This window comes from Cedecea davisae DSM 4568, from assembly GCF_000412335.2.
Taxonomy (GTDB): Bacteria; Pseudomonadota; Gammaproteobacteria; order Enterobacterales; family Enterobacteriaceae; genus Cedecea; species Cedecea davisae.
The window spans coordinates 4,547,178-4,559,005 of record NZ_KE161030.1; the positions used below are offsets into that span (position 1 = coordinate 4,547,178).

Annotated in this window: 8 protein-coding genes; 5 read left to right on the plus strand and 3 right to left on the minus strand. The window is 48.5% G+C overall.

The features are described 5' to 3' along the window. The first annotated feature begins 124 nt into the window (after window positions 1-124). Together yefM and HMPREF0201_RS20760 are read left to right on the plus strand one after the other, a co-directional pair. Window positions 125-376 carry a YoeB-YefM toxin-antitoxin system antitoxin YefM gene (gene yefM / locus HMPREF0201_RS20755; RefSeq protein ID WP_039899469.1) on the plus strand — a complete coding sequence of 84 codons (252 nt, stop codon included), beginning with the start codon at window positions 125-127 and terminating at the stop codon, window positions 374-376. Continuing rightward, on the plus strand, window positions 373-627 hold the full coding sequence (locus HMPREF0201_RS20760; RefSeq protein ID WP_016538736.1) for a Txe/YoeB family addiction module toxin: 255 nt from the start codon (window positions 373-375) through the stop codon (window positions 625-627). Before yefM ends, HMPREF0201_RS20760 begins: the two co-directional genes overlap by 4 nt. Before the next feature lie 67 nt (window positions 628-694). Here HMPREF0201_RS20760 and HMPREF0201_RS20765 read toward each other — a convergent pair whose 3' ends face one another. Next, the gene (locus HMPREF0201_RS20765; protein ID WP_016538737.1) at window positions 695-1,357 is read right to left on the minus strand and encodes an OmpA family lipoprotein; all 663 of its coding nucleotides are present in this window, start codon (window positions 1,355-1,357) and stop codon (window positions 695-697) included. Between the two features lie 111 nt (window positions 1,358-1,468). On the opposite strand from HMPREF0201_RS20765, the gene HMPREF0201_RS20770 reads away from it, so the two are divergent. After that, complete coding sequence (locus HMPREF0201_RS20770) at window positions 1,469-3,838, plus strand: molybdopterin guanine dinucleotide-containing S/N-oxide reductase (protein WP_209420415.1); 2,370 nt, start codon at window positions 1,469-1,471, stop codon at window positions 3,836-3,838. A 251-nt stretch (window positions 3,839-4,089) separates the two neighbouring features. After that, window positions 4,090-9,048, plus strand: a complete 4,959-nt coding sequence (locus HMPREF0201_RS20775; protein ID WP_016538739.1) for a hypothetical protein — start codon at window positions 4,090-4,092, stop codon at window positions 9,046-9,048. On the opposite strand, the gene HMPREF0201_RS20780 is transcribed toward HMPREF0201_RS20775, so the two are convergent. Both HMPREF0201_RS20780 and tag read right to left on the minus strand, forming a co-directional pair. Then, a complete protein-coding gene (locus HMPREF0201_RS20780; RefSeq protein WP_016538740.1) occupies window positions 9,049-9,489 on the minus strand; it encodes an N-acetyltransferase in 441 nt (146 codons plus the stop codon). It lies immediately after the preceding gene. Beyond that, complete coding sequence (tag, locus tag HMPREF0201_RS20785; protein ID WP_016538741.1) at window positions 9,489-10,049, minus strand: DNA-3-methyladenine glycosylase I; 561 nt, start codon at window positions 10,047-10,049, stop codon at window positions 9,489-9,491. Before tag ends, HMPREF0201_RS20780 begins: the two co-directional genes overlap by 1 nt. 362 nt (window positions 10,050-10,411) lie before the next feature. Between tag and HMPREF0201_RS20790 the strand changes: the two genes are divergently transcribed. After that, entirely contained in the window at window positions 10,412-11,620 is a 1,209-nt protein-coding gene (locus HMPREF0201_RS20790; RefSeq protein ID WP_016538744.1) for an L-lactate MFS transporter, read from the plus strand. The last annotated feature ends 208 nt before the right edge of the window (window positions 11,621-11,828 follow it).

An 11,828-nucleotide genomic window follows, 5' to 3' on the forward strand; every position in this document is an offset into this window, starting at 1 on the left:
ACAAAGACTGTGATCGGAAGTCGAGAAGGAATAGAGTGTTTACGGCGGCGCATTGTACTCAAAGCTGTACAATATCTGTATAGATTATATACTGGTGGAAATATTGTACATCCCGGGGGTTTCCGTGCGCACAATCACCTACAGTAAAGCTCGGCAGGAGCTGGCAGATACCATGCAAAATGCAATAGACGATCGGGCACCAGTCCTGATCACCCGACAGAATGGAGGCAACTGCGTGCTACTTAGTGAAGAGCAATATAACTCTCTGGAGGAGACGGCTTATCTGATGCGTTCTCCGGCCAACGCCGCGCGTCTGAATCAGGCCATAGAAGATATCAATAACGATCGGTATACAGAACGAGACCTTATCGAATGATCCTCTGCTGGCACCGTCAGGCCTGGGAGGACTATCTCTGGTTTCAGGCCAGCGATAAAAGAAGGGTGAAGCGCATTAACGATCTCATTAAAGATATCAAACGAACGCCGTTTCAGGGCCTGGGCAAACCTGAGCCGCTGAAATTTAACTGGGCAGGTTTCTGGTCACGCCGCGTAGATGAAGAGCATCGGCTGGTTTATACCGTTAAAGAAGATCGCCTGATTATCGTAGCCTGCCGCTACCACTACTAAAAATACCAGCAGGGTAGCGGCTCCCGGCGGCGGGTTTGCTGTTGCCAGGCCCACCGCCGGATTCAATTTAACCCAAAGGGCTAAGAGTGATTTCTACCCGGCGGTTCTGCGCTTTGCCTTCGGCAGTGCTGTTGCTGGCGATAGGGTTCGCCGGGCCAGCGCCGGAAGTGCGAACGCGGCTGGCGTCCACGCCCTGGGTAATCAACGCGCTGCCTACGCCGTCAGCACGCTGCTGAGAAAGACGCATGTTCAGCTCGTTGCTGCCGGTGCTGTCGGTATAGCCCACGACGTTTACCGCCGTTTTCGGATATTCTTTCAGCACCATCGCAACGCCGGTCAGGGTATTCGCGCCTGCGGGCTTCAGCGTCGCGCTGCTGCTGTCGAAGGTAACGTTGTTCGGCATATTCAGCACGATATTGTCGCCGTTACGGGTCACGCTGACGCCGGTTCCGCGCATTTTGTCGCGCAGTTTCGCCTCCTGCACATCCATGTAATAACCCACGCCGCCGCCCAGTGCCGCACCGGCCGCCGCGCCAATAAGAGCGCCTTTGCCGCGATCTTTTTTCGACGAAGAGAGCACGCCGACTCCCGCACCCACCAGCGAACCAATCCCTGCTCCGATGCCGGATTTGCCCGCCTGGCTTTCGCCGGTGTAAGGGTTAGTGGTGCAGCCTGAAACCGCTAAGGTGCCGCAAACCACGGCAGCCATAATCATGACGCGTTTTTTCATCTTCTTTCCTTCAATCCTTATGAATCCTTGGCCGTATACGATATCGGCGATTGATTATGACGGCGGATCGTGTAGAAAATTCCGGGAAGTATTCTGATAGTTGTAAATAATATGCGTGGGCGCAGCCCACCACCTGCAAACGCGGAGCCCAAATTGGCAAACTCATCTTCTTCACGCAAACAGATTCTCACCGCCGCGCACTGGGGGCCGATGCTGGTTGAAACCGACGGCAAGCGGGTTTATAGCTCGCGCGGAGCGCTGGAAACCGGCCACCTCAACTCGTTACAAACGGCTGTTCCGGACCAGGTACACAGCAAAGCGCGAGTGGCGTTTCCGATGGCGCGAAAAGGATTTTTGGTCTCCCCGGATAGCCCACAGGGCATTCGAGGAAAGGACGAGTATGTGCGCATCAGCTGGGATGAGGCCCTTGAACTTATCCACCGGCAGCATAAACGCATCAGGGAGAGCTACGGCCCGGCGGCGATTTTTGCCGGTTCCTATGGCTGGCGCTCTAACGGCGTGTTGCATAAAGCCTCCACCCTGCTTCAGCGCTACATGAGCCTGGCGGGCGGCTACACCGGGCACTCAGGCGACTACTCTACCGGCGCCGCGCAGGTGATCATGCCCTATGTCGTCGGCTCCAGTGAGGTTTATCAGCAGCAGACCAGCTGGCCGCTGCTGCTTGAGAACAGCGAAGTTGTGGTGCTGTGGAGCGCTAATCCGCTAAATACATTAAAAATTGCATGGAACGCCAGCGACGAGCAGGGCGTGAAGTTTTTTGAGCAGCTCAAAAACAGCGGAAAAACCATTATTGCCATCGACCCGATGCGCTCCGAAACCGTGGATTTTTTTGGCGAGCATGCAGACTGGATTGCGCCGCATATGGGCACCGACGTGGCGCTGATGCTTGGCATCGCCCATACGCTCGTCGCGCTTAATAAGCACGATACTGAGTTCCTGCAACGCTGCACCACCGGCTACGACAAGTTTGAAGCCTATCTGCTTGGCACCCGCGACGGCACGCCGAAAAGCGCGGCCTGGGCGGCAGAAATATGCGGCATTCCGGCAGAGAAAATCGAGAAGCTGGCGACGCTGTTCAGCGGCCAGCGCACCATGCTGATGGCGGGCTGGGGCATGCAGCGCCAGCAGTACGGCGAGCAGAAACACTGGATGCTGGTGACGCTGGCGGCAATGCTGGGCCAGATAGGCACGCCGGGCGGCGGGTTCGGCCTCTCCTACCACTTTGCTAACGGCGGCAACCCAACCCGCAGCGCGGCGGTTCTCGGTTCGCTGCAAGGCTCTCTGCCCGGGGGAACCGACGCGGTAGATAAAATACCGGTGGCGCGCATTGTCGAGGCGCTGGAGAATCCGGGTGGCGTTTATCAGCACAACGGTCGGCAGTACACCTTCCCGGATATTCGCATGCTGTGGTGGGCGGGCGGCAGCAACTTTACCCATCATCAGGACACTAATCGCCTGGCTGCCTCATGGCAAAAGCCTGAGTTTATCGTCATCTCCGAATGCTTCTGGACGGCGGCAGCTAAGCACGCCGACATCGTGCTGCCGGTAACCACCTCGTTTGAACGCAACGACATGACGATGACCGGAGATTACAGCAACCAGCATCTGGTGCCGATGAAGCAGGTTGTTGCGGCCCAGGGCGAAGCACGTAACGATTTCGATATTTTCGCCGAACTGAGCGAAATATGGGAAGCGGGCGGAAAACTGCGCTTTAACGAAGGTAAAAGTGAACTTGAATGGCTGGAAAGCTTTTATGAGATAGCTCGCCAGCGGGGAGCCGCACAGCACATTACGCTGCCAGCGTTCAGTGAATTCTGGGAAGCTAACCAGCTGATAGAAATGCCGGAAAATGCGAAAAATGCAGAATTTATTCGCTTCGCCGCCTTCCGGGAAGATCCTCAGGCGAACCCGCTGAAAACGCCGAGCGGTAAAATTGAGATCTATTCCGAGCGCATAGCAAGCTTTGGCTATGAGGATTGTCCTCCGCATCCGAGCTGGCTGGCCCCTGATGAGTGGCAGGGCAACGCCGAGTCCGGCCAGCTTCAGCTGCTCTCCTCGCATCCGGCTCACCGCCTGCACAGCCAGCTCAACTATGCCGCGCTGCGCGACCAATACACTGTTGCCGGGCGAGAACCCATCACGCTACACCCGGATGACGCAAAAGCGCGCGGCATCGCAGATGGTGATTTAGTTCGCGTCTGGAACGCTCGTGGGCAGGTATTGGTTGGTGCTCAGGTTACGGACGGCATCAGGCCAGGCGTGGTTTGCATTCATCAGGGCGCGTGGCCCGATCTCGACGAAAATCAGCTGTGTAAAAACGGGGCCGTTAACGTGCTGACGATGGATATCCCGTCTTCGCGCCTCGCAAACGGCTGTGCGGCAAATAATTCGCTGGTCTGGGCAGAGAAGTTTACCGGCCAGCCGCCGGTTGTTACGGCTTTTGATGGATATCCTGGATAAAACCGAATAATACAAGTACAACACTTAAAAAATAGTAATTTAAAATCAGTAGCCATTGTTGCCCGACGAACTGCCGGGCAACAATGATTAAGCCGCCTATGAATATATAATATTTTATTTATCATGGTTTTTTATCAGAAAAATCATCCACGCTTTTAACATCAAAATAAAATCAAAAAACCTTTTTTTAATAGCAACATCAATTACATTCATAATAAAAATGTTTCTTCACAAAACGAAAGGAAAGAAACATGCCACATATCAACTCAGCAACCCTCCCTTCCCCTATCTATAAGGCAGCATCGTTATTTGATAAACCCCTGCCAAAAGAACAACCAGAAAAAGATATTTGGTTTGATGCTCAAGACCAGATTGAAATAGACGAAACATGGTTTGATACCAGTGATATATATTACGAAGAAACTGCAAATCTTCGTGTTCCATTCACTGAAGACTGTAGGCGAAGTATTCAGCGACTTCTCCATACCATGGGTGAATATAGCGAAAGTAGAATAATTTCGGAGTGCCTTTCAAAAATTCTTCCAGAAGCCCCTACAAATATTATTATGGCGGCTAAAAGTATTTATACCGCTGTTACTCAGAGAACGAATATTGATACCGCCTCCTTGCAAACGCTGCTTGTTGCTTCATCGCATCTTCCTGACAATATCAACGTCTTTTCTCATCTGGCCGCGGTTGTGCGGGACACCATTAAAGACTGGGCTGAGGATACTTGCCTGCGCCCATATCTGGAAGGTGAAGCAGATAATACCTATGCCAACCTGTGGACAGCCCTGGCGGTTACTGCCATTGCTGCAAGATACTGGATGGCAGACAGAGGCGGGCCAGAACGTGCAATTCTGAAGGTTCCGACTTTTATCGCGAATCTTTTCATTCGCGCCAACTATTACTGGAATGCTCTCGGGAGAATGGCAGGCAATCACTCCTCGCCCCCCCTGGAACCACAAAGAAATACTGAACAACGGCAACAGGAATCAGCTTTTGAAGTGGATACTCAAGTGGAGATGACTCAAAACACAAGCGACAAACGTGGTTTTCTCAGCACGCTGTCTAAACCACAAATGACCGCTTTTATGTCGAACTCAACCATTACCCCAGAACTTTTGACACGGGCAACGGTACAAAATAGAGCAACACCATACTCAGGAGACAACCAACTCTTTTCCGTACCTGAAAAAGCACATACGCTGGTGGTAGAACAACTCAGGCACAAAAATGGACTATCAGACCTGCAATACTGTGCGACTCGCCATACTGAAAGCCGCCAGCAGGGAAATGAGAAAATCATTACCAACACCCATCTCAATACACAATGCGATGCTACACCCTATCCTGCCCACTTTGAGCAGGGTAAAAACTCTTTGCCGCCCCCCCGTCCCGCCGACGGCCAGCTTTCAACATACGGCCACTCATTTGCAACAGAGAAAACATTAATTTCTTCCTCCTCTGAAAAGACAGGTCTCTCTGATGAGATTAATCATAGCGCCAGCACCTCACTATTAACGTCACTTGCAAATGCACTACATGAAACCGGTAATTTTTTATCTCATTATGATCCGTTGATATTCCCAGGAGCAACCGCCCTACCCATGGAAAGTATGAGCGGATCCAGAACTGATGATGAAATAAAGATAAAAAACAGACATCATCCTCTTTCTCCTGACACAAAAAATGCAAATAGAAAAATTATTCATTTACTGAAAGCAGAGGGATTTCTTGCCCCAAAAAAATTAACAAAAGAAAAACTTCTTACTGCTGCTACTGAATATTTATTTTCTCAACACGAAGCTACATATGACTACAATAAAAAGATTGAGTTATTTGCTAAAAAAATCCTGACGGCTGGTGGGATGTGGGGCGGGGATAAAGAAGAGAAAATCTCCACGGCACAGGCCGAAAAAGTCATTCGCCACTGGGTATTCAATAATGTTCTGGGTATGTCACCGGAGGAATATATTGAGGGCAAGATGAAAACGGCAGATTATCATTACTCCGTTAGAGATGTTAATCATTTATTATCCATGGACTACCTGGTTGAGAAAAAATATTTTCATTTCAAACATCCGCTTTCACATAGACGATATTTATTGGATATTATGTGGAAGCATTTTCTGGCACAAGAAATACCATTTCTTAGCTTTCGAAAAAAATCGGTGCTTGATTTAAACCTACGAGATAAAAATTTCGCCAATCTCTATACGGGGTCATCTTTTTTGCAATCTGTGGGTGTTGAAAAATACTCATCAGAAGAGGCAATGACTATAGGAGAAAACATATGGAACTCTGCTATTAATGAGGAAATTACAGAAAACTTTCCGCTCTATAAAACACCCGCCAGATTTTTTGCATTATCAAATGCAGTTGAACATTCAAAAGAAGAAGAGAGTGATATTGCTACAGATATAAGCAACTATATTCAATACAGAAAAGGGACCGATGAATTACTACAGGATATAAATAAAAAATACAACACTTATATGTCAGAAACCCACGCATGGCTCAGTAAAGGGAAACTAGCAGATAAGATAATAGACCAATGCGCTCCTTTTATTGCCCCCATACCTGACCAGTTTATGCCTATCAACGTCCCCGGTTATAACAATATACGCGTATCATACGACGCGAAAAAAATTGCTAAAGAACGCTATTTAGATGACCGAGGAAAACCCTGTGACATCGCACCAGAAAACCTGAGTGATGAATATAAAAGACAAACTGCCAGAGTAGCTGATAGTTTTCGTGAATTAGATAAATACATTATCCTTTCTGCAATTAGTTCATTATCTAATGATGAAGTTGAATTTATAAACTCACCCGATTCAATAATACGACCAGCAGATTCTTATGTGCAACTTATGCAACCCGGATCATTCATTGCCACAAAAAAAATATTTATAGAAAACACAGATCTTTTTTCCGTAAAGCTCGCCAATCAGGAGCGAATTTATGCCTTAAAAGCAGAAGTTAATGATGGAAATGGCTATACAATTTCCAGGGTTGATCGCGATCTTAGACTGTATTTCACTAGCAAAATTCTGGGTGATGGTTTGAATGACTACAACCCCACCTGGCAAAAAATAGAAGATAGTAAAGATATTTATAATTTTGATGTATATACAACTGGCCCTGCATTAAAAGGGAGTGGCAGCAATTTAGATATACTTGTAAATTTACTGAGCCAAAAACATAGAGAACATTTATATAATTCACTCTATGAAATTGGACATACATTATCTAACAAACAGACATTATGGAATACTATTAAGCATTTAATCCCTTTTTATGACTGCATTGAAGGGATTATAAATAATGACCCGGAAAAAGCCGTTCCTGCCTGCCTCCTTGATGCGGTTGCATTTATCCCTTCCCTGGGAGCAGCAGCGAGCCTGAGCGGAAGATTCGGCACCGGGCTGGCGCGGGGCCTGCTCGGTAGAAAAACGCTGTCCCGTCTTCCCTGGGGGGCTTATCTGCCTTCACAAGGTGAAATACGTCATATTGCGGTCAGTGCTCTCTATGCTCTTGACCCGGGTTTTGGGGTGATAACATCTATTAGTAATAAATTTGCCAGTAAGATTGTCAGCAGGCTGGCTGCTAATAAAAAAACGGCTAACCTGGCAGAAAACATCCTTTCATCGAATGCACTCGATAGGCTTCCACAGGGATCATCTGCCGAATCATTAGTGGCAACATTACCGGAGAGAAAAGTATCTGTACCTGTAACTGCTGTAGGAATACAAGACAGTAACACGGTATATGTACGCCACAACCCGGCAACCGGAGAGCTTTTCGGGAAGAGGTATATAATTAATAGTGCTGGTGAACTTATCCCCGCGGTAATCAATGCAGATCATATTAGATACTTTAAAAAAGAAATCACAGGCATTACAAACTGGCATGTTTTTGATTCCAAAAATATATTAAAAGAGAAAATAATTCCCCATGAATCTGGTTTCCATACCAGTCTTGATGCACAAGGAAAAAAAACAGGCAAACTATTTTTAATTCAAGAGCAGGGCTGGGTTCCTGTCACTGAGATTAGCAAGGGAAGGTACTATATTGCAGGCGAAGGTAATAGCCGTGTCATTATTGAGAAAAAAAATAATACATTTGAGGTAGCTGAACACTTACCGGTGAACAAGCCGATAGCGAATGAGTATTTGGACAGTACATGGTGCCCGTTACCATCAGCAGGCAGAAGAAGGCTCATGATGAATGATTGGCTGGAATGTGTTCAACCTCCGGAACTGGCAGAAAATACTGTATCTTATAGATACAACGTATTATTACCAACTGACACCAAAAACAGAGATTTTGACGTTATATTCCGTGGTGTTTACAATACGGACATGTTGACAAGATTAAATGCAATAAATACCATCACGGATACTTTATTTTTTGAAAATCGCAATATTTATTTGATTCAAGATCCGGTTGACGCAACGAAATATGAAAAAGCATTTTCAGATAAAAATATAGAAATGAATCCTGATGAAACACATTTCACCGATACATCTGACGCTAATTTAGCCAATACACCCATTCTGACTAAGAACGAAAAACTCGCGGTAAGGCGCTGGACAGCTGTAGATGAGGAGTTACCTGATTTATTTAGTGATGGTATGGCAGACACAACAAAACTCGGCCTGAAACCGTTGAATTACGATCTCAATCACAAACTAGCTTATTATCAAAAGCTTACAGATGACGAACGGAATATGGTCAGGCTCTTTGATTCCGCCCTAAACAAAATCCCATCTCAGAAGGGGGAGTTTATCAGGATAGCAGAATATCCCAACCGGAATACTCCCTGGGATAGTCAAATAAAGCCAGGCGATACAGTCACTAACTATCCTTGTTATATGAGCACATCGGCTGACCAAAACTATATCCTGGGATCGGTCCCTGATGAAAATACCAATGCGATAATAATATATAGGTTCGAAAACACATTCTCTTCAAAACCTTTACTCAGGGGTGCGGCATCGTTGGTTGATGAGCAAGAATCATTATTCAGGAGAAACTCATTTTTTAAAGTAAAGCAAATTGCAATTTCTGAGGAAGTCCCAGGGGGGGGCGACACAGCAGGCGTTACTAAAAGAATAGTTGTAACCCTTGATGAAATCGCCGCTCCACAATCCGGGTTAGCTAAAAATATACACACCGGAGAAACAGTAAATACTCATCAGTAATCACCGCTTTTGACCCGCCTGCCAGCCCATAATCCAGGTCGGGTGCTGCGTTTCTTCCTGCCACGCGCTTTCCTCGATGTGAAAGCCGTGGCGGTGGTAGAAATGCACCGCCTTCCGGTTTTTCTGGTACACCTCAAGGCTTAAAGCCGGATATTCGGCTTTAGCCTGCTCAAGCAGCGCGCCGCCAATCCCTTGCCCGCAGCAGGACGGGGCCACAAACAGCGCGCCGATAAACTGCTTCTCCATAACGCTGATAAACCCCACCAGCCTTTCCTGTTGTAGGTAAACCCAGGTTTTTGACTGCGGAATATAAACATTGCGTACCAGGCTTTCGCTCTCACGCCAGTAACTTTCGGCGATAAAGGGGTGCCCGGCGATTGTGCTCTCGAGCCACAGCGCCATCAGAACATCCATTTCCGATAACTCAAAACGGCGGATCATCAGCCGTGGTCCGGATGACAGAAGCAGCCGGTAACGTGATCGTTTACCAGCCCACAGGCCTGCATAAAGGAGTAGCAGATAGTCGAGCCTACGAATTTAAAGCCGCGTTTTTTTAGCGCTTTAGATAAAGCATCCGACGCTGGGGTAAAGGCCGGGATTTCGCTCAGCGTGGCGGCATGCCTCACCTGAGGAGTATTGTCGACAAACGACCAGACGAATTCGGGGAATTTTTCGCCGTTTGCTTCCATCGCCAGAAACGCTTTGGCGTTATTAATGATGGCTTCAATTTTCCCCCGATGCCGGATAATGCCCGCATCCTGCATCAGCTCTTCAATCTCTTCCGGCTGAATAAGCGCAACGGCATAGGGATCAAAGTCTCTAAAACGGCGGCGATAATTCTCGCGTTTTTTCAGCACGGTAATCCAGGAAAGCCCGGCCTGCTGGCCTTCGAGACAGATCATCTCGAACAGCTTTTGCCCGTCGGTTACCGGCACGCCCCACTCTTTGTCGTGATACTCAAGATACAGCGGATCCTGAGTCACCCAGCCACAACGTTCCATATTCTGCTCCCTGATTATTATTCCGCATCGGCGAACAAATCTAGTACCAGGACAATAGCGAATCCCGCAAGATTCACAACCTTGATCGAATCAAAGTAAGGCTCTTTCCCGGCGACATTTTTGCAAACTGTTAACCACATCTCATTTATGATTTAACATTTAATATACAGCAAATACGCACCATACAACGATAGTAGGCACTAACAAACGAAAAGTAAAAACCGCTTTCAAGGTCATTCATACCCTCAGGGATGCATTTCATTCCGTTCTCCACGCATTTCATGCCGTTTTCTCCTGGAATAAACTGCACTTCGCTATCGTAGGCGGCAGATAACTTCCCTTAGATTCGCAGGACATCTGCTATGAATACTGCCACCTACAACCGTACACGCTGGTTAACTCTTATCGGCACCATCATTACCCAGTTCGCTCTGGGTTCCGTTTATACCTGGAGCCTGTTCAACAGCGCGCTGTCCGACAAGCTCAACGCCCCTATCAGCCAGGTCGCTTTCTCCTTCGGCCTGCTGAGCCTTGGTCTTGCCATCTCTTCCTCCGTAGCGGGCAAGCTGCAGGACCGCTTCGGGGTTCGCAAAGTGACGATGGCGGCGGGCGTGCTGCTTGGCGCGGGGCTGTTCTTCACCGCTCACGCAAACAACCTGATGATGCTGTGGCTAACCGCTGGCGTGCTGGTCGGTCTGGCGGACGGCGCGGGTTACCTGTTAACGCTTTCCAACTGCGTGAAGTGGTTCCCCGAGCGTAAAGGCCTGATTTCTGCCTTCTCCATCGGCGCTTACGGCCTCGGTAGCCTGGGCTTCAAATATATTGATACTCACCTGATGGCGGCCTACGGCCTGGAAAACACCTTCATGATTTGGGGTGGCCTGGCAATGGTGATGGTGCTGTTCGGCGCCACCATGATGAAAGATGCTCCGCTCCAGGAAACCAAAACCGCTGGCGGCGTGGCAAAAGCAGACTTCACCCTCGCCGAATCTATGCGTCAACCACAATACTGGATGCTGGCGCTGATGTTCCTGACCGCCTGCATGAGCGGCCTGTACGTTATCGGCGTAGCAAAAGATATCGCTCAGGGAATGGTACACCTGGATGCCCTGTCCGCTGCCAACGCGGTAACGGTTATCTCTATCGCGAACCTCAGCGGTCGCCTGGTGCTCGGTATCCTGTCAGACAAAATCGCCCGCATTCGCGTTATTACTATCGGCCAGGTAATTTCTCTGGTGGGTATGGCAGCCCTGCTGTTCGCCCCGCTCAACGAAGCAACCTTCTTCGCGGCCATCGCCTGCGTTGCCTTTAACTTCGGCGGCACCATCACCGTATACCCTTCTCTGGTGAGCGAATTCTTCGGTCTGAACAACCTGACTAAAAACTACGGTGTGATTTACCTGGGCTTCGGTATCGGCAGCATCTGCGGCTCTATTATCGCTTCGCTGTTCGGCGGCTTCTATGTGACCTTCTGCGTCATCTTCGCCCTGCTGATTTTGTCCCTGGCTATCTCCACCACAATTCGCCAGCCGGTTCGCGCCATGATGAAACATCGCCATGCACATGCCTGATACCCTCTAAGTATTCAGACTGCCCAAAACCGCCGCCAGGCGGTTTTTTTATTGCGGCTTTCCCGGTCACATGCATACGGCACAAAGTAGTCCTTTCACAAACAGAAGCACAACCAGCCTCATTCAATAGCAGTATTCAATACGATTTTTCTGGTTGAAGTTGTAGTATGCCGGACTGCGTTTGTTACCCAGAAAAATAATACATCCC

Bases quoted from the DNA above. Each gene is read 5' to 3' on its own strand.
- HMPREF0201_RS20790 (WP_016538744.1), top strand. From the start codon at position 10,412: ATGAATACTGCCACCTACAACCGTACACGCTGGTTAACTCTTATCGGC.
- HMPREF0201_RS20770 (WP_209420415.1), top strand. From the start codon at position 1,469: ATGCGTGGGCGCAGCCCACCACCTGCAAACGCGGAGCCCAAATTGGCA.
- HMPREF0201_RS20780 (WP_016538740.1), bottom strand. From the start codon at position 9,489: ATGATCCGCCGTTTTGAGTTATCGGAAATGGATGTTCTGATGGCGCTG.
- tag (WP_016538741.1), bottom strand. From the start codon at position 10,049: ATGGAACGTTGTGGCTGGGTGACTCAGGATCCGCTGTATCTTGAGTAT.
- HMPREF0201_RS20760 (WP_016538736.1), top strand. From the start codon at position 373: ATGATCCTCTGCTGGCACCGTCAGGCCTGGGAGGACTATCTCTGGTTT.
- HMPREF0201_RS20765 (WP_016538737.1), bottom strand. From the start codon at position 1,357: ATGAAAAAACGCGTCATGATTATGGCTGCCGTGGTTTGCGGCACCTTA.
- HMPREF0201_RS20775 (WP_016538739.1), top strand. From the start codon at position 4,090: ATGCCACATATCAACTCAGCAACCCTCCCTTCCCCTATCTATAAGGCA.